General features: G+C 70.9%; 15 protein-coding genes. 5 read left to right on the top strand and 10 right to left on the bottom strand.

Going from position 1 to position 24,013, the window contains the following annotated elements:
• The first annotated feature begins 403 nt into the window (after nucleotides 1-403).
• Nucleotides 404-7,735 carry a DNRLRE domain-containing protein gene (locus NQZ70_RS51170; RefSeq protein ID WP_165374589.1) on the top strand — a complete coding sequence of 2,444 codons (7,332 nt, stop codon included), beginning with the start codon at nucleotides 404-406 and terminating at the stop codon, nucleotides 7,733-7,735.
• Between the two features lie 282 nt (nucleotides 7,736-8,017).
• Here NQZ70_RS51170 and NQZ70_RS51175 read toward each other — a convergent pair whose 3' ends face one another.
• The 3 genes from NQZ70_RS51175 to NQZ70_RS51185 form a co-directional block, all read right to left on the bottom strand.
• Nucleotides 8,018-8,521 carry a hypothetical protein gene (locus NQZ70_RS51175; protein WP_129580725.1) on the bottom strand — a complete coding sequence of 168 codons (504 nt, stop codon included), beginning with the start codon at nucleotides 8,519-8,521 and terminating at the stop codon, nucleotides 8,018-8,020.
• A gap of 1,102 nt (nucleotides 8,522-9,623) precedes the next feature.
• The gene (locus tag NQZ70_RS51180) at nucleotides 9,624-10,907 is read right to left on the bottom strand and encodes an adenylosuccinate synthase (protein WP_129580726.1); all 1,284 of its coding nucleotides are present in this window, start codon (nucleotides 10,905-10,907) and stop codon (nucleotides 9,624-9,626) included.
• A 112-nt stretch (nucleotides 10,908-11,019) separates the two neighbouring features.
• Complete coding sequence (locus NQZ70_RS51185; RefSeq protein ID WP_237244822.1) at nucleotides 11,020-12,309, bottom strand: ATP phosphoribosyltransferase regulatory subunit; 1,290 nt, start codon at nucleotides 12,307-12,309, stop codon at nucleotides 11,020-11,022.
• A gap of 282 nt (nucleotides 12,310-12,591) precedes the next feature.
• Here NQZ70_RS51185 and NQZ70_RS51190 point away from each other — a divergent pair, with 282 nt between their 5' ends.
• The gene (locus tag NQZ70_RS51190) at nucleotides 12,592-13,311 is read left to right on the top strand and encodes an RNA polymerase sigma factor (RefSeq protein ID WP_129580728.1); all 720 of its coding nucleotides are present in this window, start codon (nucleotides 12,592-12,594) and stop codon (nucleotides 13,309-13,311) included.
• A 33-nt stretch (nucleotides 13,312-13,344) separates the two neighbouring features.
• Here NQZ70_RS51190 and NQZ70_RS51195 read toward each other — a convergent pair whose 3' ends face one another.
• On the bottom strand, nucleotides 13,345-14,040 hold the full coding sequence (locus NQZ70_RS51195) for an HAD family hydrolase (protein ID WP_129580729.1): 696 nt from the start codon (nucleotides 14,038-14,040) through the stop codon (nucleotides 13,345-13,347).
• A gap of 272 nt (nucleotides 14,041-14,312) precedes the next feature.
• Here NQZ70_RS51195 and NQZ70_RS51200 point away from each other — a divergent pair, with 272 nt between their 5' ends.
• On the top strand, nucleotides 14,313-15,551 hold the full coding sequence (locus NQZ70_RS51200) for a phosphatase domain-containing protein (RefSeq protein ID WP_129580730.1): 1,239 nt from the start codon (nucleotides 14,313-14,315) through the stop codon (nucleotides 15,549-15,551).
• Nucleotides 15,552-15,623: 72 nt separating this feature from the next.
• Here NQZ70_RS51200 and NQZ70_RS51205 read toward each other — a convergent pair whose 3' ends face one another.
• The 3 genes from NQZ70_RS51205 to NQZ70_RS51215 all read right to left on the bottom strand — a co-directional run bounded on the left by NQZ70_RS51205 (nucleotide 15,624) and on the right by NQZ70_RS51215 (nucleotide 18,332).
• A complete protein-coding gene (locus tag NQZ70_RS51205; RefSeq protein WP_129580731.1) occupies nucleotides 15,624-16,247 on the bottom strand; it encodes a hypothetical protein in 624 nt (207 codons plus the stop codon).
• A gap of 67 nt (nucleotides 16,248-16,314) precedes the next feature.
• Entirely contained in the window at nucleotides 16,315-17,487 is a 1,173-nt protein-coding gene (locus NQZ70_RS51210; protein WP_129580732.1) for an aminotransferase class V-fold PLP-dependent enzyme, read from the bottom strand.
• Nucleotides 17,488-17,537: 50 nt separating this feature from the next.
• A complete protein-coding gene (locus NQZ70_RS51215; RefSeq protein WP_129580733.1) occupies nucleotides 17,538-18,332 on the bottom strand; it encodes a helix-turn-helix domain-containing protein in 795 nt (264 codons plus the stop codon).
• Between the two features lie 42 nt (nucleotides 18,333-18,374).
• Between NQZ70_RS51215 and NQZ70_RS51220 the strand changes: the two genes are divergently transcribed.
• A complete protein-coding gene (locus NQZ70_RS51220) occupies nucleotides 18,375-19,568 on the top strand; it encodes a cytochrome P450 (protein ID WP_129580734.1) in 1,194 nt (397 codons plus the stop codon).
• A 307-nt stretch (nucleotides 19,569-19,875) separates the two neighbouring features.
• Nucleotides 19,876-20,634 (top strand): hypothetical protein, encoded by a 759-nt coding sequence (locus NQZ70_RS51225; RefSeq protein WP_237244823.1) that lies wholly within the window; start codon nucleotides 19,876-19,878, stop codon nucleotides 20,632-20,634.
• A gap of 48 nt (nucleotides 20,635-20,682) precedes the next feature.
• On the opposite strand, the gene hisC is transcribed toward NQZ70_RS51225, so the two are convergent.
• The 3 genes from hisC to NQZ70_RS51240 are packed head-to-tail and all read right to left on the bottom strand — an operon-like array spanning nucleotide 20,683 to nucleotide 23,765.
• The gene (gene hisC, locus NQZ70_RS51230) at nucleotides 20,683-21,765 is read right to left on the bottom strand and encodes a histidinol-phosphate transaminase (protein WP_129580735.1); all 1,083 of its coding nucleotides are present in this window, start codon (nucleotides 21,763-21,765) and stop codon (nucleotides 20,683-20,685) included.
• Nucleotides 21,766-21,807: 42 nt separating this feature from the next.
• Entirely contained in the window at nucleotides 21,808-22,662 is an 855-nt protein-coding gene (locus NQZ70_RS51235; RefSeq protein ID WP_129580736.1) for a hypothetical protein, read from the bottom strand.
• On the bottom strand, nucleotides 22,653-23,765 hold the full coding sequence (locus NQZ70_RS51240; RefSeq protein WP_129580737.1) for an AAA family ATPase: 1,113 nt from the start codon (nucleotides 23,763-23,765) through the stop codon (nucleotides 22,653-22,655). The genes NQZ70_RS51235 and NQZ70_RS51240 overlap by 10 nt, the downstream gene beginning before the upstream one ends.
• Nucleotides 23,766-24,013 lie beyond the last annotated feature (248 nt).

A 24,013-nucleotide genomic window follows, 5' to 3' on the forward strand; every position in this document is an offset into this window, starting at 1 on the left:
CGCGCTCGTGAGCTTTGGCCGTGATGACGGTGATGCGCTGAGCGTGTGGCAGGGGCGAAAGGCGATCGAGCTTCAGCAATTCCCGAGCAGGGAAGGGGCGCCGGCTGGTACGTGGATTGCTTTGCCGCGCGCCGGATGTTCATAGGGCGCTCGTGTGCGCCTCGCGCGTCAATGCGGCTAGGCGTGATTGACCCAGGTGAACGCGGGCGCGAGGCGAGGCCGGTGCGTGCATGTTGCATTCCTGTGACGCACGCGCTCCGGTCGCGGAGGTGCAATGATATTTGAAACAGCGGCTAGATGGCTCGCGAGACGACCTCGGCGAGCATCCCTTCGAGCGCTCGAGATCTTCGAGGCGCGAAACAGGTACCGGCGACCGTACCTCCTCATCGCGAACGGCGCCCTTGTGAGCGCCATCGCGCTCGGCGTCGCCTGCAGCTCGGGGTCGCCGAGCGAGGAGCTTCACGGCACCGCGAAGCTCGCCGCGGGCTCGGAGGACCCGACCTGCGTGACGATCCAGCGCGGGACGGCCGGCGCGGTGGAGGACGCGACCATCTGGGACGCCTTCCCCACCTGGAGCGATTCGACCGTGCTCCTCCGCACGGGCACCCTGGCCGGGTTCGGCGTGCGGCACGCCGTCCTCCGCTTCGATCTCTCGCCGGTGCCCGCCGGGGCGAACGTCGTCTCGGCGACGCTGCGGCTCGAGCAGATCTTCCGGGACACCACGACCTCGAGCACCATCAACATCCACCGGATCCTCTCGCCGTGGACCGAGTCGACGGTGACCTGGCAGAGCCTGGGGAACGGGAGCGACTTCGACCCGGCGATCGCGGCGTCGTTCCAGTCGCTGCCCGGCGTCGGGATCCGCTCGGCCGACCTGACCTCGCTCACCGCTGCGTGGCTCGCGGGCACCGTCCCGAACCACGGCGTGCTCCTGGAGGAGGCGCCGGTCCTCACCACCAGCTTCCCGAGCAGCGAGGAGCCGACGGTCAGCCGGCGGCCGAGCCTCGAGGTCTGTTACACGACCGAGTCGACCTGCACCGGCACGCTCGACGACGGCGACGCGTGCACGACCGATACCTGCGACCCGGTGCTGGGCATTCTGCATACGCTCATCTCGACCGACGACAGCGACCCGAGCACGATCGACATATGCGATCCGGCGACCGGCGCGGTGACGCACGTCGCCTGTCCGGCGCTGGACCCGACCGTGCCCACGCGGCTCATCGACGCGGTGGGCTGCATCTATCAAGGGCCGAACGCGCCGCAGACGGGCGTGACCGCGACGTTCGATCCGGCCTCGGTCGCGGTCGTCAAGGGCAAGGTCGCGACGAGAGCGGGCGCTCCGATCTCGGGCGTGAAGGTGAGCGTGCTGCACCACGGCGCGGGGAGCGCGGAGAGCTTCGGTCAGGTCCTCACGCGCGCGGACGGCGCCTTCGAGCTGGTCGTGCGGGGAGGCCAGCCGCTCACGATGAAGTACGAGAAGGCCGGCTATCTGCCGGTGCAGCGGCAGGTGGGCACCCAGTGGCTGCGCTGGTCCGAGGCGCCCGACGTGGTCCTGATCGAGAGCGATCCGGTGGTGACCCCCGTCGCGCTGGGCAGCTCCGCTGGCGCGCAGGTCGCGCGCGGGAGCGTCCAGTCGGACGAGAGCGGCACGCGCCAGGCGACGCTGCTGTTCCCCTCGGGCACGACGGGGACGATGACCGTGCCGGACCCGAACGGCCCGCCGGGCGCGACGATGGCCGTGGCGCTGCCGGCCGAGGTGCATGTGCGCGCGACCGAGTACACGGTCGGGCCAAACGGTCCCGAGGCGATGCCGGGGACCCTGCCGCCCACCACCGGGTACACCTACGCGGTGGAGCTCGGGCTCGACGAGGCGGTCGCCGCCGGGGCGACGAAGGTCGAGTTCAACAAGCCCATCCCCTTCTACGTCGAGAACTTCCTGGACTTCCCGGTCGGAATGCACGTGCCGCTCGGCTACTACGACGCACAGAAAGGGGCGTGGGTGCCGTCGCCCGACGGGCGCGTGATCGAGATCCTCACCGTGAGCGGCGGGGTAGCGTCGGTGGACACCGACGGTGACGGCACGGCCGACGGCGCGAGCGCGCTGGCCGCGCTGGGGATCAGCGCCGAGGAGCTCGGGCAGCTCGCCGCGCAGTATACGGCGGGGACGACCCTCTGGCGGTCCCTGATCACGCATTTCACGCCGTGGGACTGCAACTGGCCGTTCGGCCCGGGCCCCGGTGACGGGCCGCCGCCGGTCGGTCCTGGCGGCGACTCGGGCAGCGGCGGCGGCTCCGGGGGCGGCGGCGGCTCCGGGGGCGGCGGCTCCGGCAGCGGCTCCGGCTCCGGCAGCGGCGGCGCGGACCCGGACGACCCGAGCGTCGAGTGCGGCTCCATCATCGAATGCGAGAGCCAGACGCTCGGCGAGCGCCTGCCCGTCGTCGGGACGCCGTTCGGCCTTCATTACAAGAGCGATCGCACCGCAGGGCGCAACCGGGAGCTCTATCGCCTGGCGATCCCCCTGACCACGTCGACCGTGCCCACCCGCCTCGAGCGGATCGAGTTCAAGGTGACCGTGGCGGGCAGGACGTTCGATTTCAGCGTCGACTGCCCTTGCACGCCGGACCAGCAGTACACGTTCGAGTGGGACGGCGAGGACGCGTTCGGGCGCGTGCTCACCGGCGTTCAGCCGGTCACGGTGGACATCGACTACGTCTACGAAGGCTTCTACTTCGTGCCGGCCGCGCAGGTGACCATGTCGAGCGGCGGCGGCTCCGGCGGCGGCTCCGGCGGCGGCGGGCCCCGGTCCTTCGGGCTTCCCTCCGACGTGATGATCACGGGGAGCCGCACGCGGGAGGAGATCTCGCTCGGCCGGCGCTGGGAGAGCACGCTCGGTGCCTGGACCAACGGCTCGCCTGCCCTCGGCGGCTTCAGCTTGAGCGCTCATCACGTCTACGATCCCAACACGTCCACGCTCTACCAAGGAGACGGCCGGCGTCGCACGGGCCATAACATCGTCTCCATCGTCCAGCGCGTGGCCGGCGCTCCACCTCCACCCGCGAGCAGCGCGACCGCCGAGGGGGTTCGCGCCGACTCCGTGCCGATCTCTGAGGCAGACGGAGTCGCCGTCGGTCCGGACGGGAGTATTTACTATTCCGAGTCGGGTATCGGCAGTCGTGTCCGAAAGATCACGCCTGATGGGCTTGTGTCCACGGTTGCCGGCGTCTACGGGCAGTTCGGATACAACGGAGATAACCAGCCTGCGACGCAAGCGCGATTGTTCTTTCCCGAAGACATCGCGCTCGCGCCCGATGGCAGCCTCTATGTATTCGATTGGGGCAACAACCGCATCCGGAAGGTCTCCCCGGACGGGAGCATCAGCACCGCCGCGGGCAACGGCGCCACGGGCACCACGAGCACGCTCGTGCCTGACGGCGCGCTCGCCACCTCCGGCCCGCTCGACAATAACATTGTCTTGGACATGGCCGTGTCCAGCGACGGCAGCCTGTACCTGGCATTCTCCAAGAAGATTCGCAAGGTCGCACCGGACGGGATCATCACGACCATAGCAGGAACATGGGCTACCCCGACCTCCGGCACCTCCGGAGACGGCGGCCCTGCTGTCCAGGCTCAATTCACCGGGATCAGGGACATAGCGATCGGACCGGATGGGGACATCTACGTCATCGATACATCGGGAAACGGATCCTCGTCGACGGCCAACCGGATCCGACGGATCGATCGCAACGGAATCATCACCACGATCGCGGGTACCGACGGGAGGAGCACATCGAATGACGGCGTCGATGCGATCTCGGCCTCGATCGGCATTCCCGACGCGTTGGCGGTTGGACCGGACGGCAGCGTGTACTTCTCCGCACAATCGTACACGACGGACCCGGTCACGGGGGTCTCACGCCCGGTCAGGCTCATCCGGCGCGTCACGCCCACTGGGGTGCTCACCACGATCCTCGGCAACCGCGCTCCTGTCGTCGCGGGATGCTCCGGCTTGCCTTGCGGTTTCGGAGGTCCAGCGACCGCGGTCTGGCTCCGGGGTCCTGCCCACTTGGCGGTCGCTCCTGATGGCAGCCTGGTGTACGTCGAACGAAGCCCCAACGATAATGTCATCGGCCGCGTCGACATGGCGCTCCCGGGGATCGCGTCGGCCGACATCGCCATCGCGAGCGAAGACGGCACCGAGGTGTACATCTTCGACCCGCGGGGGAGGCACCTCGCCACCCGCGACGCGCTCCTCGGAACCGTGCGCTACCAGTTCGGCTACGATGACGCGGGGCGGCTGATCACGATCACCGATGTCGACCAGCAGGTCACGACCGTCGAGCGCGACGCGAACGGCGACGCGACGGCCATCTTGGCGCCGACCGGGCAGACCACTGCGCTCGCGTACGACGCCGAGGGCTACCTCTGGACGGTCACGAATCCAGCGAACGAGACGACGACGCTCCTGTACTACCCCGACAGCGGCCTGCTCCAGTCCCTCCAGGACCCGCGCGGCCGGCTGCACGAGTTCGAGTTCGACGCGGAGGGACGCCTCATCAGGGACGAGAATCCGGCGAGCGGCTACAAGGAGCTCACGCGGACCAAGACGGACAACGGCTACCGTGTCACGATCACGACCGCGATGGGGTTGACCCGCGGGTACGAAGTCGCGGCGTTCCCCGACGGAAACAGGCGACGCACCCGCACCGGATCGGACGGCCTCTCCACCGTGGAGCAGATCAGCACGAGCGGGACCAGGAGGATCACGTCGCCCGATGGAACCGTGGTCGAGATCGAGGTCAAGGGAGACCCGCGCTTCGGCATGCAGGCGCCCATCCTCAGCAAAGAGACGACCACGACGCCCCTCGGGAGGGTGCGGCAGGTCACCGGGGCGCGCTCCGTGACCCTGTCGGATCCCAATAACTCGTTCAGCCTCACGTCGGCGACCGATACGATCACGGTCAACGGGCGGCAGTTCACCCAGGTGTTCAACAAAGCCGCGAACACCGTGGCCACCACGCTGCCGTCAGGGCGAAGCGTGACGACCACGCTGACGCCGCAGGGGCGACTTGGAAGCATCACGCTCCCCGGGATCTCGCCGGTCGGTTTCGCTTATTACCCGGATGGCCGGCTGCACACGATGTCCCAGGGATCGCGGACCTGGAGCTACACCTACGAGGACGGGTGGCTGGCGAGCGCGACGGATCCGTTGCTTCGCACCCAGCACTTCATCCATGATCCGGCCGGCAGGACGACGCAGATGACGAGGCCCGACGAGGAGATCATCGGGTTGAGCTATCACCCTGGCGGGAGCGTGTATACGATCACCCCGCCGGACCGGCCTGCGCACACCTTCAACTATACCCCGGTAGACCTGCTGGACGAGTACATCGCTCCTAACGCCGGATCCATCCCCACGACGACCTCGTGGTCCTACGATCTGGATCACCTGCTCACGGGCTCGACCCGTCCCGGCGAGCCGGCCAGCGTCTACACGCGGGAGCCTGCGACCGGCCGTCTCAGCCAGGTGACGTTGCCGCTCGGCATGGGCAACATCGGCCTCGCATATCATCCGACGACCGGCAACCTCGACAACCTCGCGGGGCCATCGGGCATCTCGCTCGGCTTTGGCTACGACGGCGTGCTGATGACCAGCCGGACGTGGTCGGGCACCGGGTTCGGGAGCGGCGCGAGCACAGTGAGCTGGACTTACGACAACGACTTCCGCGTCAACAGCGAGACAGTCATCGGCGCAACGGCGACGAGCTTCGGTTATGACGCCGACGGCTTCCTCAACTACGCCGGCGGACTCACGCTGCACCGGCATCCTCAGAACGGGCTGTACACCGGGAGCAGCGTCGGCGTCGTCAGCGACACCGTGACCCCCGACGCCGAAGGCGCCATACAAGCGTACGTGGCGCAGGCGGGTGGCTCCGCGCTCTACCAGGTGAGCTATATCAAAGATGCCGTGGGCCGCATCGACCAGATGACGGAGACGATCCAGGGACAGACCCACGCGTACGACTACGAGTACGACCTCGCCGGGCGGCTCACCGACGTGTTCCGGGACGGCGTGCTCACCGCGCACTACGACTACGACGCGAACGGCAACCGCCTCGCGCGCACGTCGCCTGCCGGGACGGAGGGCGGCACCTACGACGACCAGGACCGGCTCCTGACCTACGGAACCAAGACGTACGCAATGAGCCCGGCGGGCGACCGGACGAGCACGACCGATACGGTGACGGGAGAGACGACGGCCTTCACCTACGACGCCGGCGGCAACCTGCGGCACGTCGAGCTGCCGGACGGCACCGCCATCGACTACCTCGTCGATGGCGAGGGGCACCGCATCTGGAAGCTGCGGAACGGGATCAACGTCCAAGGATTCTTGTACCGGAGCGACCTTCAGCCGGTGGCAGAGCTCGATGGCGCGGGCGGCGTGGTGGCTCGCTTCGTCTACGGGCGAGGGCGGAACGTGCCGGATCTGATGCTCAAGGATGGCGCGACCTACCGCATCCTCACGGACCACCTTGGCAGCCCGCGGCTCGTGGTGGACGTCGCGACGGGCGTGGTGGCGCAGCGGATGGACTTTGACGAGTTCGGACGCGTGCTCCTCGACACGAACCCGGGCTTCACGCCGTTCGGCTTCGCGGGAGGGCTCTACGATCGCGAAACGGGGCTCGTGCGCTTCGGGGTGCGCGACTACGACCCGGAGACTGGACGGTGGACGGCGAAGGACCCGCTCGGGTTCGGCGGCGGTGATCCCAACGTCTACGGCTATTGCGGTAGCGACCCCATCAACTATATCGACATGGACGGGCGCAACCCGCTCGTCGCGATTGGCATCGCGGTCCTCTTCATACTCGAGATGGGAATGGCGGCCCCGTCGGATACGGCGGACGCGCCCGCCGATATTCTCGCGATGGGAGTCGCCATCGCAGGGATGGGAGCCATCGCAGCGGAGGCGACCAGGGTCGCCGGCGTCTGCGAGCGAGCCGGCGCAGAAGCCATGGAGGATGCCGCGCGCGCGTGCTTCCCCGCGGGTACGCCGGTTCGCACGACAGAGGGGCATGTCTCGATCGATGAGATTGAGGTCGGCGACGAGGTGTGGTCGTACAACCCGTCATCGAGCGCCTGGGGCTGGGCGCGGGTCGAGCGTACCTTTGTGCACGAGACGGCAGGCGAGCTGGTGCTCCTGGAGGGCGACGGTGAGCTCCTGCAGGCGACGCGGAACCATCCATTCTGTGTGCTGTCCGGCGAGCAGCTCTGGGGGCGACGTCTACCCGCCGAGCTTCCCGTGGAGGAGGCGACGTGCGCAGACGGAGGACGGTGGGTCGAGGCGCAGGACGTCTTGCCGGGAGACGTGCTGGCCCGCGCAGACGATGCCTCTCCGCTCGTCGTCTCTTCCCTCATGATAGCGGTAGGACCGCGCGTCGTGTACAACTTCGAGGTCGCTGGCGCGCATACGTACACTGTCGGCACGACAGATGTCCTGGTCCATAACAAGGCAATGCCCAGGGCGTTCAAGAGGCCCAAGGCGCGCGTGAGCGGGAAGGAAGGCGCGAAGGATGTGCCAGGCTGGGCTAAGGGAAATCGGCCGTACCAAGACGAGAGCGGGAAAGAATTCGCTGAGCGGCTGCTCAACGAGAAATACGGTCCAGGAAATTTTGATAAGGGGCCCGGGAGCGAGTTTAATCAGATCAGGAAATGGGGCGATCGCTCATTCGAATAGTCACGTCGCCCTCGAGGGCCATGGAGCCCGGGCCTCTCGTGGAGCCTGAGGCGGCCGCCGAACGACCCCGCCGGCCGAACCCGCATCTCCGGGGCCGTTCATGTGAGCACCGCGGCTTATTCTCAGCTCGCACTCGCAACTGAAATGACGGCCTGCACGGTTATCTGTGCTATGATCGTGCAGGTTCGCCTCCTCATCCACAGAGCGCTCGCCGGTGATGACTGCGTCGTCGGGATAAAAAGGCTTCACTTCCCCCCCCCCGGGGGGGGCGAATCCGGGTCATCAGTCGATGTAATCGATACAACGTCGCGCCGTCGAAAGGCCCTGTCGGAGCAGGGATCGAAGCTTGATGAGACCATCCGCGCTGATTGCGTCTTCTATGTCGATGTGGATGTCTCCGGGCAGTGTCCCGGAGGCGTGAAAGAGGGCATCGTAAAGAGCGAGGCTCTCCTCGTCAGCCTTCCGAAATTCCTCGTCTCCCGCGCTGTTTGTAATGTCGATGAACAGGTTCCAGGCTGCCAGCGCGTCGCCTGCGTCGATCTTGGTGCCGCTGTGCACGAAGGACTCGACCTCGTCCAAGTCGTGACACTTGGGTGCCTCTTCCTTCCAGGGTAGACCTCTGGCGCTGGCGAACGAGCGGGCGCGTTCTTGTGACGACCATGCCGGGATTTTGCCTCCTTCGTTCATCCATACGCCGTCGGTGTCGTCGGAGTACCAGAGGAGGTATCTGTCTGTCCCTTCAAGGCGAAACCAGAGTGCGTAATACTCTCGAGATTGGTCGTTCATGGATTGCCTCACCTCGCCTGCGGGAACGTCCCGCGTCCTCCGACTGGATTAGCCTAGCCGTTGGCGGGTGCCAAGCGTCGAGAGCGTTTTTCGTCAGCTGCTCGCCGTCGCCTGACCGGTGCTACCAACCGGTCGTGCCGTGGTGATGAATGCAGCGGAGGATAGACGCTGCGTAGCTGGCACGGTCGTGCGTGCCTGGCGTCCGCGCGTGCTCCGGCTTCCGAACACGTTCAAGCTCCGGGTCAGGCCATTGGATAGGGCGCGCAGGGGCGAGCCTCCGAGGCGCTCCTGTAGCCATCGCCGCCACGATAGCCGTGTAACACGAAGTGATGTTTGGCGCGTGGTGACGAATTCCCACGTCTGGGGTGTTGGAGCTCCGGACGTGGGAGCCTCATACGCTGTCGAAGGAGCAACCCCGGGCACGCCCGCCCCGACGGCGTGTCGTAGGCGCCGCATCCGGAAGGCCGTGGGTCTCTTTGGGCTGGCCGTGCTTTGCGCGGCGCCTCCGTCCTTCGCGACCGATACGAAGGACTACGCTGGCGTGAACTGCACGGCAGCGGCCAACAGCAACAGCTACAGCCTGCTGAACAACTATTTCCAGAACACCACGAGCGCCCTCGGCATCCGCGCCATCTGCCCTGTGGTTCGCGATCGCGTCTCTGCCAGCAACGGCCCCACGGCCACGATGCGGGTCTACGACCCCACGAGCACCGACGGCATCTCCTGTAATTTCACGTCCATGAGCGGGAACGGCGCGAGCATCCACGCGACGTTCGGCGACACCACGGCCGCTCAAACGGGAGGCATCACGCTGTCGCTCAGCGCGCTCACGAGCGGCACGGCCGCCCGGGACCACGGACTCTTCACCTGTCTCATCCCCCAGAACACCCGCGTCTATTCGTACCGCGTCGCCGAGAACGACCAGACCGACGGAGGCCCGCTCGTGCGTGTGGGTGCGGTAGTGCTTGCAGCGGCGCTCTCGGGCTCCGCTGGAAACAGCGCCCCGCCCGCGCGCGTCAGAGGGCGCGCGGACGGACCGCGCCGCGCCCGGCCCGATGAGCCGGGCGCCCGCCCCGACAGCGGCGCCCTCAGCCCTGCCCCCTCACGCGAACGCGTTGCGCCGCACGATGGTCGCGTCGCGGTCCGCGCCGACCGACACCACGTCGACCGGCACCCCCGTCTCCCTCTCGACCAGCTCCACGTACTGCCGCGCCGCCGCCGGCAGCTCGGTCATCGAGCGGGCGGCGTCGATCGGCTCGCTCCACTCGGCCACCGGCTCGAGCACCGGCTTCGCCGTCGCGATCTCGTCGATCGGGAACTCCCGCGTCCGCCCCGACGGCGTGTCGTAGGCGACGCACACCTTGAGCTCCGGCATGCCCGTCAGCACGTCGAGCTTCGTCAGCGCGATCCCGTCGAGGCCGTTCACGCGCGCCGCGTAGCGCAGCGCCGGCAGGTCGAGCCAGCCGGTCCGCCGCGGGCGCCCGGTCACCGAGCCGTACTCCCCGCCGACCGACCGCAGCCGCTCGCCGAGCTGACCGCCGAGCTCGGTCGGGAACGGACCCTCGCCCACGCGCGTGCAGTACGCCTTCGCCAGGCCGAGCACCCGGCGGATGCGCGTCGGGCCGACCCCGGCGCCCACGCACGCGCCCCCCGCGATCGCCGACGACGACGTGACGAACGGGAACGTGCCGTGGTCGATGTCGAGCAGCGTCCCCTGCGCGCCCTCGAGGAGCACGCGCTCGCCGCGGCGGAGCGCCCCGTCGATGAGCTGCGACGTGTCCGCGAGCAGCGGCGTGATGCGCTTCGCCAGCGGCGTGAGCTCCTCGATGATCGCGTCGAGCGACGGCGGCTCGCCGCCGAGCGCGCGCAACGTCGGCGTCCACGCCTCGAGCGACCGCGAGACCAGCTGCGCCAGCCGCTTCATGTCGCGCAGGTCGCCGAGCCGCGCCCCGCGCCGGGACGCCTTGTCCTCGTAGCACGGGCCGATGCCGCGCTTCGTCGTCCCGAGCCGCGTCCCGTCCGCCGCCGCCGCCTCGCGGAGCGAGTCGACCAGCGGGTGGTACGGCAGGATCAGGTGCGCGCGATCCGACACGAACAGCCGCCCCTGCGTCGAGCAGCCCCGCGCCTCGACCGCGTCGATCTCGGAGACGAGCACCCCCGGGTCGACCACCATGCCCTGCGCCATCACGCACCGGGCGTTCGCGCGGAGGATCCCGCTCGGGATGAGCCGTACGATCAGCTTCTCCCCGCCCACCACCAGCGTGTGTCCGGCGTTGGGCCCGCCGGCGTAGCGCACCACGAGGTCGGCGCTCTCCGTATAAAGGTCGACGACTTTACCCTTGCCCTCGTCGCCCCACTGCGCGCCGACGATCACGATCGCGGTCATTCCGAAGCTCCTCCCGAATCACCTGGCCCGTCCTCGGCCCGCTCGTCCCTCCGAGCGGCTCCGTCCGGGTCCACGTCCGCCTTTACCCCAGGCTCGCGTGCCGAGCGAGCGTCTACTTGCCGCCCGGACGCCGCCCCCCCGTCTTCAGCACGATCGCCTGGGCGGCCGCGGCGTCGTCGAGGCCCGCCGGGACGACGCCCGCCTCGGACCCCCCGCCGCCGGCCGCCGCCTCCACCACGAGCGCCCCGTCCCGCTCGCGCACAAGGTGCGAGAACCGCCAGGACGCCGCGTACCCCTCCGGATCCTGGTCCGGCGCGTGCGCCACGACCGGGACGCCGAGCGCCCGCAGCGCCGCCGCGAGCGGCTCGGCGCGCTCCGGCCCCATCGCGAGGAGCACCCGCAGCGCCGGCTCGTCCGCGGCGCCCGCGACGTCGCGCGCCCACGCCACCGCGTCGAGGTTCAGGCCGAAGCCGACGGCCGGCATCGGCAGCCCGAACCGCGAGAGCAGCATGTCGTAGCGCCCGCCCGCCGCGATCGGCTCCCCCGGGCCGTCGGCGAGCACGTGGAAAATTGCGCCCGTGTAGTAGGCCAGGCCGCGGAGCTCGCCGAGGTCGACGCGGAGCGCCGGGCCGAGCTCCGGGCTCTTCCGCGCCGCGTCCCAGAGCGCGCGCAGCTCGGCGAGCGGCGCCTCGGCGGGCGTGCCGGCGAGGAGGCGGCCGGCGCGCTCGAAGACCACGGCGCCGTCCGGGTCGGCCTCGCCGCCGCCCGCGAGGTCCGGGAGCGCGGCGATGGCGGCGACGATGCGGCGCGGGACGTCGGTCGCCCGCGGGCTGGCGAGCACGGCGGCGAGGCGCGACGCGTCCTTCAGCTCGAGCACCTCCGAGAGCTCGGCCGCGAGCCCCGCCGGGACCGCGTCGAGCAGCGCGCGCGCGATCATCGCGTGGCCGAGGTCCACCACGACGTGCTCGAGGCCGGCCTCCCGCACCGCGGAGGCGGCGAGGCGGAGGATCTCCAGGTCGCCGCCGAGCGCGCCCACGCCGTAGAGCTCGACGCCGGCCTGGGGGATCTGCCGGTGGCGGCGGGCGCGGCCCTGGCGCCGCCGCAGGACGGTGCCCTCGTAGCAGAGGCGGATCGGGCGGGGCGCGTCGGCGAGCCGGGTGGCCACGAGCCGTGCGATCTGCGGGGTCATGTCCGGGCGCAGCGCGGCGACCTCGCCCGACTCGGGCTCGATGAAGCGCAGCACGTCCGCGGCGTCGAGGGTGCCGAGGCCGCGCTCGAGCACCTCGGCGAACTCGAACGCGGGCAGCGCGACCGGCTCGTAGCCGTACAGGACGAAGTGATCGAGCACGCGCTTCGCGAGCGCGCGGCGGCGCCGCGCCTCCTCCGGGAGGAGATCGCGCATGCCGGCGGGCAGCGGGTGCGCAAGCGCGCGGGGCGGCGCGGACACGGACGGCGCTGGCCGATCCATTTCGGGCGTCGGAGCGTGGCGGTCTTCCCCTCGGGGGGCATCCCATCGCGGAGCGTCGCTGGACATGGTGGCCCCGCTTATACCGGCTGAGCACGCGGTGCGCACGCGGCGCGCACGTCCGTTGAGCTTGCCGTGGCAAGCGCTTTGCTGATCGGAGCGCACCACCGGGCCCGTGGGCCGGAAGCGCACGCGGCGCCCTCGACGGAGAGATGGCTCATGGCTCTGACCGCCGTTCCGACCGATGTTCCGAGCGCCAGCACGAGGCCCGAGACTCCTCTGGCGCCGTGCGGTCTCACCCCGCCGGGCGCGGTCGGTCCGCGCCCGGCGCCGCGGGCCGCGAGCGCGGGCCCGCTGGCCGAGGTGATCGGCAAGGCGAAGGAGGGGGACCGGGAGTCGCTCGACGAGCTCACGCGGCTCATCCGCCCGCACGTGGAGCGGCAGCTCGCGCGCTACCCGGTGTCGGACGAGGACCGGCTCGACCTCGTGCAGTCGACGCTGCTGCAGGTGGTGCGGACGATCCGCTCGTTTCGCGGCGACTCGAGCTTCACGACCTGGCTGTTCCGGGTGACGGCGAACGAGGCGCTCATGCTGATGAGGTCGCAGCGGCGGCAGCGCGCGCGCATCGTCGAGGGGCTCGACTTCGAGGAGCTCGGCCTGCTCCCGACGATGCGCAGCACGATCGGCGAGGACGACGCCGCGTCGGCGGCGGAGCGGGAGGCGTACGTCCGCGAGGCGCTCTGCGAGCTGCCGGAGGACTACCGCGACGTGGTGCTGGCGCACTACCACGAGGATCTCGGCCTGCAGGAGATCGCGCAGAAGCTCGCGGTGAGCGAGAGCGCCGTGCGGTCGCGGCTCCACCGCGCGCGCGTGCGGCTGCGCGCGATCCTCAACGCGACCGCGTTCGGCCGGGAGATCGCCGAGGGCGTCGCGGCCTGAGCGGCGGCGCGGGCGGGACGGCCGCGCGCGGCGCTAGCGCAGGACGGAGATCCGGGCGGTCGCGTCGCGCCAGCGGCGGAGGACGTCCCAGAGCTCGTCCAGCGTGCGGAGGACCACATCGGGGCGGGCGCTGAGCAGCTCCTGCTCCGAGGGGAAGCCGCCGAGGACGGCGATCGACCGCGCGCCTGCGCGGCGCGCGCACTCGACGTCCTGGGGGCCGTCGCCGACCATCACCATCCTGCGCGGCTGGATGCCGAGGAGCTCCGCGAGGCGGAGCAGCGGCGCGGGCGACGGCTTCTTGTCGGCCACGTCGCCGCCGGCGACCACGGCGTGGAAGCGCGCGCCGACGCCGAGCGCGGCGAGCACCGCCTCGGTGCTCGAGCGCGGCTTGTTCGTGCAGACGCAGAGCGAGAGATCGCCGACATCCGAGAGCTTCTCGATGATGTCCTGGGCGCCCGGCATCCAGCGGGTGAAGTCGAGCGGGTGCTGCTCGTAGTAGGCGAGGAAGTGCCGGAGGACCTCGTCGACGTCTTCGGACGACTCGGGGAGCCTGGCCGCGCGCGCGCACAGCGCGCGGGCGCCGTCGCCGACGTACCGGACGATCACCTGCCCCGGCAGCGGGGCGCGCCCGGTCGCCTCCAGCGCATGGTTCACCGCGGCCACGATGTCGCCTCGGCTGTCGATCAGCGTGCCGTCGAGATCGAACACGACCGCTGTAGGAGCCATCATCGCCCCGGAGCCTACGCCGGCGCCCTCGATGACGGAAGGTGTGGCGAGCACCCTGGTCACAGGTTCCGGGAGTGAAATGTGGCGGGACGATTCGAGCTCGGCTGCCGCGCTACGGCTGAGCTCGCGAGGGGGCCGCGCGGCTCCGGCACCTCAGGCCGGCCGCGCCGCTGGGCACGCCGGCGGCGAAGGATACCGCGTCCTCCGGAGGCCGGAAGCTGGGCACAGGGGGGTCGGACAGGGCGCCGGCAGATCCGTTATCTTGCAGGGGCGCCATGACGATCGACGCCACCCCCGACGCGCCCATCCCGTCGGTGCTGCCGAGGCTCGACGAGATCCGCCAGCGCATGGCCTCGCACACCGACCGGCAGGACGAGCGGCGGATCCTCGAGATCCTCGCCGGAGCGACCGCCGCCGAGCTCGACGAGCTGCTCGTCCTGCTCGATCTGCCCGCGCTGCTCGGCGACCTCGACGATCGCCTCCTCGGCCCCGACAACCGCACCGCGCTGCTCGAGCTCTTGACCGCCGAGCGCCTCGGCGACCTCGGCGTCCCGGCGCGCGCCGCGCTCGCCTCGGCGCTGCAGCGCGGCCGCACGGGCCGCCGCGACGAGCAGGCGCTGCGCCGCCTCTGGCTCGGCACGCGCGGCGCCGACGTCACGCGGCTCAAGAACGCGCTCGACGGCCGGGGCCGCTATCGCGACCTCCACCAGCTTTTTTATCACGACATCGACGACGGCGACCTGCGCGAGGAGCTCCTCGCGCACATCGCGGCCGAGGCCGTCCCGACGGGCGAGGTGAAGATCCTCTCCGACATCGACGACACCTTCTATGCGAACTGGAAGGACGCGCGGTATCCGAAGAAGACCGTCTATCCCGGCGTCCTCCAGCTCTACGCCGAGCTCGACCGCGGGCCGGGCCCGGAGCCCGGGCGGGCCGGCGACCTGACCTTCGTCACGGCCCGCCCCGGCGACCGCCTCGGCCTCGTCGAGGACGCGACGCTGAGGGCGCTCGCCGCGCGCGGCCAGCTCGCCGCGACCGTGCTCGCGGGCTCGTTCACGCGCCTCATCGGCAATCGCGCGATCGCGGAGAAGAAGCTCGAGAACTTCCTGGAGTACCGGCGGCTGTATCCCGAGTACGGCTTCGTCTTCGTCGGCGACAGCGGGCAGGGCGACATCCATTTCGGTCAGCGGATGCTCGAGCTCGCGCCGGAGTCGGTCCAGGCGATCTTCATCCACGACGTCGTCGCCACGCCCGAGCGCGCGCGGCAGGAGCTCGCGGTCTCCGGGGTGCACCTGTTCGACACGTACATCGGCGCGGCCGCCGTGGCGCTCGAGCGCGCCCTCCTCGGCCCGGAGGGCGCGGCGCGCGTGGCCGAGGCCGCGCTCGAGGCGTTCGCCGCGATCCCGTTCCCGTCGCACGAGGGCCGCGAGCCGCGCCGACTCGAGGTGATGCGCGACCTCGCGCGGCTCAACGAGCTCCTGCCGCCGTCGCTGCGCATAGCGACGCGCCCGTGAGCCGCGCTCCGGGGAAGTCGAGCTCGAGGCGGGGAGGGGAGACCGTGACGTCATCCCCCTCGAGGTGAACGATCAGGGGAGGTTGAAGAACTCCTGACAGCAGCTCTCCTTCACCCCGCACAGGTCGGGGAGGGCTGCTTCACACGTCCCGACCTCGACGCCGTCCACGAGGCACACGCATGTCGTCGTGCCGCCGGCGGGCGTCTCGCACCGCGTCTCGTGCCGCATGCCCACGCACATGGCCTCGCACGAGCACGTCTGGCCCTCCTCGCCGCCTCCGCCGGAGCACAGCGGACGGCCCGAGCATCCGAGCGTATCCATGCACTTGTCCAGCGCGACCACCTCGGCCTCGCACGAGGGGGGCGCATCGCGCGAACACGTGGATACGTGGAGGAGGGCGCACACGAAGAGCACGGCGGCCCTGTTCTCGCACGCGGCGCCGGCGTGCTCGATTTGGTCATCGCAGAAGTCGTCGCAGTCCGACTCCGGAGGTTCGCAGCCGCTCGCGTTGTGCGCGTTGCAGAAATTCATGCACGCCTGCCGGGCGTCCAGGCTGCCTGTGCTGCCCGAGCCGGCGCCGTCCGAGCCGGCGCCGCCCGAGCCCACAGGCTCCTCATTCACATCGCCGCACGCGGCGAGCAGGCCCAGCGCGCCCACGCACAGCATCCTCCAGAGCCCATTCAGAGAATTCCGCATCGCGCGATGCTAGCCGGGGCCGCGCGCGCCGAGCACGGCGAGCAACAAGCAGACGCCGCGCCTCCCCTCAGGCCGCGGCGACCGCGGCGACGAAGCGGTCGACCTCGGATTCGTCGTTGTAATAATGGACCGAGGCGCGCACCAGATCGGGAATCCCGCGCGCCTCGAAGTCGAGCAGCGCCCCCGCGGCGGTCGACACGCTGACGTGGATCGCCTGCGCGCCGAGCCGCGCCTTCACGGCCGTGGCGTCCTCGCCGTCCCGGGTGAAGGTCACGATGCCGCAGCGCTGCTCCCCGAGATCGCGCACGGCGACCCCGGGGAGCTCGGCCAGCCGCGCGCGCAGGCGCTCGGCCAGCGCGCAGACCCGGTCGCGGATCGCCGGCAGGCCCAGCCGGAGCGCGTACTCGGCCGCCGCGCCCAGCCCGAGCCGCCCGGCGACGTAGCTCTCCCAGTTCTCGAAGCGCCGGGCGTCCGGCCGCAGCTCGTAGCGGCCCGGCGCGGTCCAGGTGGCCGCGTGGAGGTCCAGGAAAGGCGGCTCCAGCCGGTCGAGCAGCGCGCGCCGCACGTACAGAAAGCCGGTGCCGCGCGGCCCGCGCAGGTACTTGCGCCCCGTCGCCGACAGGAAATCGCAGCCGATCGCCTCGACGTCGAGCGGCAGCTGCCCCACCGACTGGCAGGCGTCGAGCAGGAACGGCACCCCCGCCGACCTGGCCCGGCGGCCGATCGCCTCCGCCGGGTTGACCAGCCCGCCGTTCGTGGGGACGTGGGTGATCGCGATCAGCTTCACCCGCTCGTCGAGCAGGCGATCGAGCGCGGGCAGCGAGACCGCGCCGCGCTCGTCGCTCGGGATCGGGACGATCTCCGCGCCGGTGCGCCGCGCGACCTGCAAGAACGCGATGTAGTTCGAGGCGTACTCGGCCCGCGCGGTCAGGATGCGATCGCCCGGGCCGAAGCGGAGCGAGTAGAACGCCATGTCCCAGGCGCGCGTCGCGTTCTCGACCAGCGCGATCTCGTCCGGCGCCGCGCCGATGAGCCGCCCGATCGACCCGTAGACCGCCTCGATCCGCTCGCCCGCCTCCGCCTCGGCCTCGTAGCCGCCGATGGCCGCCTCGCGCCGCAGGTGCTCGATCACCGTGTCGACCACCGCGGCCGGGGGCAGCGACGACCCCGCGTTGTTGAAGTGCAGGACGCTGGCGCAGGCCGGGGTGTCGCGGCGCAGCGCGGCGATATCCATCGTCATGACGTCATCTCCTCGCCAGGCCGACACGCTGCCGGCAGGCCAGCACCACGTCAATCGCGGAGACCGCCGCCCGGGGCCGCCGCCGGCGCCGGCGACTCCAAGAGCCCGGTGCGCAGCTCGGTCGGGGAGTAGCCGAGCATGCGGCGGCAGGTCCGCGAGAAGTGCGCGAGGTCGGCGAACCCCGCGGCGTGGGCGGCGCCCGTCGCGTCCAGGCGGGCGAACGCCGCAAGCGCGACGAGGAGCCGGCGCCAGAGCTGGAAGGTGCGGATCGGCACCCCCACGTCGCGCACGAACAGCGCCTGCAGGTGCGCCTCGGAGATCCCGGCGCGCGCGACCGCGCGCCGCCGGTCCCCCGCCGGATCGCGCAGCGCCTCGAGGACGCGGGCGACGCGCCCGTCCGGGCCGCGCCGCGGCGACTCGTCCGCGAGCCAGGCCGCGATCTCCCGGGCGAGGCCGTCGAGGACGTCGGGGCGCGACAGCGACGCGCGGTGCGCCGCCACGGCCCCGCCGAGGCGCGCGAGGAGGAGGCCCTCGAGCGGGCGGGCCCCGCCGCGCTGGCGCGTGTAGCCCGCCACGTGCGGCATCGCCTCGGGGTCGTACAGGAGCCCGATCGTGGGCCCGGGGCTCGAGGCGGCGTGCCAGAGGTCCGGGGGCACCACGACCACGCGCCCGCGCACGACGGCGCCGCTCGGCTCGGGCGCGGTCACCGTGACGTCGCTCTCCAGCCCGACCAGGACCGCCGCGCCGTGCTCGGCGTGGAGGGTCGACGCCATCGCCGTCGAGGCGCGCACCGCGAACGACTCCGCGATCACGGCGCCGATCCGGGATTCGTTCAAGCGGCCCACGCCCTGGAATCCTACCCTGGCGCGCGACGGAGGTCGTGAGCGATGAACCTGTTCTCGGACGAGATGCGCCGAAACCCTTATCCCCTGTACGACCAGCTCCGGAGCGGCTCTCCCGTGCTCCACTATCCCCCCTCGGACATGTGGATGATCTTCGACTACGACGGGGTGAAGCGGGCGCTCCACGACCATGAAGCGTTCAGCTCCGTCGTGTCGCCGCCGGGCAACAGGACCTCCGAGTGGCTGATCTTCATGGACCCGCCGCGCCACACGAAGCTGCGCGCCCTCGTCCAGCGCGCCTTCACCCCGCGGGCCGTGGCGGCGCTCGAGCCGCGCGTCCGCGAGCTGTCGCGCGGGCTCCTGGACCGGGCGGTCGAGCGCGGCGAGATGGATCTCGTCGAGGACTACACGGTCCCTCTCCCGCTGCTCGTCATCTCCGAGATGCTCGGCGCGCCGGTCGAGGACCAGCCGCGGTTCAAGCGCTGGAGCGACGTGAGCCTCGACCTCAGCCATACGGTCTCGGGCACCGAGGAGGGGGCCCGGGCGATCGCCGCGTTCACCGCGGTCAGCGCCGAGATGCAGGCCTACCTGAGGGGCCTCATCGCGGAGCGGCGGGAGGCGCCGAGGGACGATCTCCTGACCCGGCTCGTCGACGCCGAGGTCGACGGCGAGCGGCTCGGCGAGGACGAGATCCTGGGCTTCTTCCAGCTCCTCCTCGTGGCCGGCCACGAGACGACTACCAACCTGATCGGCAACGCCGCCCTGTGCCTCCTCGAGGACAGGGCCGCGCTCGCCCGCGTCCGGGCCGAGCCCGAGCTCCTGCCCGCCGCGATCGAGGAGGTCCTGCGCTACCGCTCGCCGGTCCAGGCGATGTTCCGCGTGACGAGGCGCGACGTCCCGATGCACGGCCAGGTGATCCCGGCCGGCAAGCCGGTGCTGGTGATGATCGGCTCGGCGAACCGGGATCCGCGGCACTTTCGCGACCCCCACCGCTTCGACATCGCGCGCGATCCAAACCCGCACGTCGCGTTCGGGCACGGGCTCCACTTCTGCCTCGGGGCGCCGCTCTCGCGCCTGGAGGCCAGGATCGCGCTGTCGGATCTGGTGACGCGGCTCGCGGACCTCCGGCTCGCGAGCGACGCGCCGTGGGAGCCGCGCCGGGCGATCCACGTGCTCGGCCCGACCCGCCTGCCGATCCGCTTCGCGCCGGGGCCGCGCCTCTCCCGGTCCGGGACGTAAGCGCGCCTGCGCGCGGAGCGTCCGGCTCTCCTGAGGTCCGCCGGTCTGATGCCTGCCGGCCGCACCGCGCCGCCGCGCGATCCGGCCGGAGCGGCCGATGCGCCGTCGACGGCGCGATCGCGGGTCGCTCACCAGCTCTCCACCCCTGGCACCGCCGTTGCTGAACATCCCCGACGCTGATGCCGGCGCGCTCGTCGGCGACGGCGAGGCGCGGCCCCTGGCGCCGCTTTCGTCGCTCACGGCGCCCCGGCGAACCGCCGTCCCGCCGCCGAGGCGGCCGACAGGACGGGCAGGCATCGAGGAGTCCATGAACGAGCAGACCTCCATCAAGGTCGTTGTTCCGCGCGAGATGACGCCGGACGAAAAGCAGATCCTCGTCGACGAGCTCTATGCCCTCCGCCGCCGGATCTTCGAGGGCTCGCGGCGGAAGCGGAGCTTCGCCAGCCACGTCGTCGAGGCCGGCGCGGAGCACGGCGCGGTCGTGCTCCACCGGGGCGCGGGCGGCCAGCTCGTCGGCTATTTCGCGATGGAGATCCTCGAGCGGGCGTCTTCCGGCGCGACGATCGCGATCTTCCGCGGGGAGTCCGGCGCGCTCGGCGGGCGCTCCGGCGGCGACGGCGCCCTGCGCCTCGTCGGCGATATCGTCCTGCGCCTCGTCCTGGAGCGGCTGATCCGGTACATGCTCGCCCACCCGGGCCGACCCATGGTTTGCCTGTGCTCGCTGGCGCACCCGTCGAGCTACGCGCTGTTCGCGCGGTTCGTCGACATCACGCACACGAGCCCGGTGGCGGGCGCCGACGCGCTCATGTCGGGGCTCGCCGGCTCGTTCGATCTCGAGCCGAGCGAGCACGGCGGCCCGTTCGTCTTCGAGGCCGGGCGGGCGGACGAGCCCGCGGACGACTGCGGCTTTCTGCACCTCTACGAGAACCCGTCGGTCCGTTGCTTCGTGTCGGCGCACCCCGGCCCGGCGGAGGGGCGCGGGCTCGTCACGCTCGTGCCGCTGAGCCTCGGCGGCATGGTGCGCGCGGCGGCGCGCTACGCGGGGCCGGCGTCGAAGCGCTGGTAGGCGAGCGCCGCGCCGGGGCCTCGGCGCGCCCGGCGGGCCCGGGGGGCGTCACTTCAGCGCGTCCGCCAGGCTGTCGAGGAAGCGCTGGTTCTCGCGCTCGGTGCCGATGGTGACGCGCAGGCTGGTCGGCAGGTTGCCGAACGGCCGCACGATGACGCCCTTGCGGAGCAGGGCGTCGTAGACGGGGCGCGCTGGCCGCCCCACGTCGACCAGCACGAAGTTCGCCTGGCTGGGCGCCACCGACAGCCCGAGCCGGGCGAGCTCGCGCGTGAGCCGGTCGCGCTCGCGGAGGTTCAGCGCGCGGCTCTTCTCGACGTGCTCGGCGTCCTCGAGCGCCGCGAGGGCGGCCGCCTGCGCGATCGCGCCCACGTTGAACGGCGCGCGCGTCCGGTTCATGTAGTCGATGAGCTGGGCCGGGCCCACGGCGTAGCCGACGCGGAGGCCGGCGAGGCCGTAGATCTTCGAGAAGGTGCGCACCACGAGGAGCCGCTCGCGGAGGTGGCGGAGGCGCATGGAGTCCGGGAAGTCCGGCGCGTCGGTGTACTCGATGTACGCCTCATCCATGACGATGACGACCTCGGGCGGCACCTCCTTGAGCAGGCGCTCGACCGCGCCGCGGCTGACGTGCGTGCCGGTCGGGTTGTTCGGGTTCGCGACGAAGAGGAGGCGCGTCTTCGGGGTGACGGCGGCGGCCATCGCCTCGAGGTCGTGGCGCAGGTCCCGCAGCGGCACGGCCGTGAACGGGACGCCGTACGCGAGCGCCGCGAGCTTGTAGACGACGAAGGCCGGGTCGCCGAAGACGATGTGCGATCCCGGCGTCGCGAAGGTGTGCACCATGAGGTCGAGCAGCTCGTTCGAGCCGTTGCCCTGGACGATCTCTTCCATGGCGACGCCGTGGACCGCCGCGAGCCGTTCGCGGAGCCGGTAGGCCGCCGCGTCCGGGTAGAAGTTGATGTTCGCGATTTCCCGGCGCGCCGCCTCGAGGGCGCGCGGGCTCGGGCCGAGCGGGTTCTCGTTCGAGGCGAGCTTCACGGCGTCGGTCACGCCGAGCTCGCGCGCGAGCTCCTCGATCGGCTTCCCCGCCTCGTACGGTGCGAGCATCTCGACGGTAGGCAGAACAAGCGCTGACATGGGTGCGCACCGTATCACACCTCCGAGGCGTGAGCGGCCAGATCAAGCGCCCGCGCTCGTCGCCTCGGTCTCAGGCGCGGGCATCCACGCCTCCACGGCCGACCGGAGCGCCGCCCACTCGGGGAGCCACGAATGGGGCTCCGCGTCGTGCTCCAGCGCGTTGAGGATCCGCTCCTCGAGCTCGGATTGCCTCTTGAGTATCGGGTGGAATCCCGGTGTGTGCTGGATCTTCGCGAGGATGTTTTTCCCGGCGAACACCTCGAGCGCGTGCTGACGGAAGCGCCCGCCGCTCAGGCAATCTGGCACGTGGCGTTCGAAGGCCTGGAGCAGCTTGTCCTTGTCGAGCCGAGCGCCCTCGGTGTACGCGTCGGCTTTGTCTTGAAGCTCCTGCGCGAGCTCCTGCTTGGTAGCGTCGAGGCGCACCTGGGTCTCGAGCCGGTTCCGCCGCGGCGCACAGCAGGTCAACGCGATGCGCGCCGCGGTGACGTGACCGAGCGCATCGAAGACGCGCTCGATCTGCGCCACGTAACGGCTCTTCGCCGCTGCGTCCCACCGGAGGGCGCGCGCCAGGACGTCGGGGTCGAGCAGGTAATTCTCCACCTCTTTGCGCCGCCACATCCATCCGAGCACGAGCTGCTTCTCGCCGTGGCGCAGGGTCCACCGACGAGGGCCGGGGTCGGTGGCCTTCATCCAGGCGCCGGGGTCCCTGGGGAAGTCACCATCGATGAGCCCGCAGACGCCAGGGTTCTGGCGGCGCCGGCCGCGGATCAAGCCCGCGAAGGCGTCCTTGCCGCCCGAGGGCTCGACCTGAACGCCGGTGCCCCGGAGGATCGCGTGGAGGAGCCTGACGTCGGGACCGTTGTCTTCTCCCTCGCACAGCAGCACGCTCACAGGCACGGCCGTCCCTCCGGGAGCCGGTGGATGGTGTGAGGGCTGACGAGCGTCGAGACCGCGCGCGCGTGCGTCGTGAACAGGAACTGATTGTCTTCCCCGAGGCGGGGTAACAGGCCGAGCACCGTCTGCGCGAGCGGCGGGTGCAGGTTCAGGTCGATCTCGTCGATGAGCACCACCGATCGGTGGATCTGCTGCCTCACGAACTCGAACAGGACCGGAAAGACGGATTGCTCGCCCGCCGACATCTCGCTCAGCGTGTACGTGCGGCCCCCGTCCTTCAGCACGAAGCGATCGTCCGCCGGCGTGGGTCCGTCGAACAGCGTCTCGAGCCCAGCGAAGCTGCGACCCGGGAACGCCGTTCGATAGAGAGCTTCCAGCTCGCCGAGGTAGTCGCGCTCCGGGTGTGGCCCGCGCTGCTCGCGGTTTCGATGCCAGATCTTGAGAATCCTATCGAGCCGCTCGACGGCGGTCTCGAACCGGACTCCCATTTCGTTCGGCGGAGCAGGCTCGGACGCGTCGCGCTCCGGCGGCTCGCGCGCGCCGGACAGCGCGATGTTGCGGAACTGGTCGTACCAGAACACCCCTGGTAGCCGAGAGAAAAGCGCGCGGAGCTTGGCGTCGTTCCGGAGCGAGGCCGCGACGTAGGAGCGCCCTCGAAACTGATAGAGCTCGCGCGCGGAGCCGGTCGTCCTCACCCGTGCTCCCTCGAGACGCAGCGTCACGACCCGACTGTCGCCGGGCTCCCTGAACGACTCATGGCTGGTGGGGCTCACGAGGTCCCACCAGCGCCTCGCGGCTTCCTGTGTCGCGGCGATCTCGTCGTCCTCGAACTCGACCGTCAGCTCGACGACCGGATCTCCGTGCACGAAGTACCGCTCTGGTGCCCACCCGGTCCAGCCGAAATGGCGTATATCGGGGATCTTCCGCTGCGCCAGCGACAGCGTGAGGGCGATGGCTTGCAGGATGGTCGTCTTCCCTGACGCGTTGTCGCCAAGGATCAAGTAACGATCTGCCACATCCCCGGTCGCCTTGTTCTTGAAGTCCAGCTCGACGCCGGGAGGAGCGAATTTCTTGAAGTTCTCGATCGTCGCTCGGCTGATCTTCATGGAGAGAACCTCGTCACGGGGAACCGACGGCGTGACGTCTTACCACGCGCGATCGGAGCGGCCTACCAGCGCAGGGCTTTGCACACGGGCAGCGCGCTGCCGCGGCGCCGCTCGGGCTCCCTCGACGAGGGCCGCGACACCGGCGCGACCTCGGTCGAAGGGCGCGACGCTCCGCGCCGAGCGGCCGGGCTGCTCGCGACACCGTGGCGATGACGCCGTCGAGGAGCGATGCGGGGTCCGCCAGGAGG

Origin of the sequence: Sorangium sp. So ce836, from assembly GCF_028553905.1 — a bacterium.
GTDB classification, from domain to species: Bacteria; Myxococcota_A; Polyangia; order Polyangiales; family Polyangiaceae; genus Sorangium; species Sorangium cellulosum_D.

Coding starts and splice junctions, on each gene's coding strand:
- NQZ70_RS51200 (WP_129580730.1), top strand. CDS start 14,313: ATGACGATCGACGCCACCCCCGACGCGCCCATCCCGTCGGTGCTGCCG.
- NQZ70_RS51205 (WP_129580731.1), bottom strand. CDS start 16,247: ATGCGGAATTCTCTGAATGGGCTCTGGAGGATGCTGTGCGTGGGCGCG.
- NQZ70_RS51195 (WP_129580729.1), bottom strand. CDS start 14,040: ATGATGGCTCCTACAGCGGTCGTGTTCGATCTCGACGGCACGCTGATC.
- NQZ70_RS51190 (WP_129580728.1), top strand. CDS start 12,592: ATGGCTCTGACCGCCGTTCCGACCGATGTTCCGAGCGCCAGCACGAGG.
- NQZ70_RS51180 (WP_129580726.1), bottom strand. CDS start 10,907: ATGACCGCGATCGTGATCGTCGGCGCGCAGTGGGGCGACGAGGGCAAG.
- NQZ70_RS51185 (WP_237244822.1), bottom strand. CDS start 12,309: ATGCGCGATCTCCTCCCGGAGGAGGCGCGGCGCCGCCGCGCGCTCGCG.
- NQZ70_RS51220 (WP_129580734.1), top strand. CDS start 18,375: ATGAACCTGTTCTCGGACGAGATGCGCCGAAACCCTTATCCCCTGTAC.
- NQZ70_RS51210 (WP_129580732.1), bottom strand. CDS start 17,487: ATGACGATGGATATCGCCGCGCTGCGCCGCGACACCCCGGCCTGCGCC.
- NQZ70_RS51225 (WP_237244823.1), top strand. CDS start 19,876: ATGAACGAGCAGACCTCCATCAAGGTCGTTGTTCCGCGCGAGATGACG.
- hisC (WP_129580735.1), bottom strand. CDS start 21,765: ATGTCAGCGCTTGTTCTGCCTACCGTCGAGATGCTCGCACCGTACGAG.
- NQZ70_RS51175 (WP_129580725.1), bottom strand. CDS start 8,521: ATGAACGACCAATCTCGAGAGTATTACGCACTCTGGTTTCGCCTTGAA.
- NQZ70_RS51240 (WP_129580737.1), bottom strand. CDS start 23,765: ATGAAGATCAGCCGAGCGACGATCGAGAACTTCAAGAAATTCGCTCCT.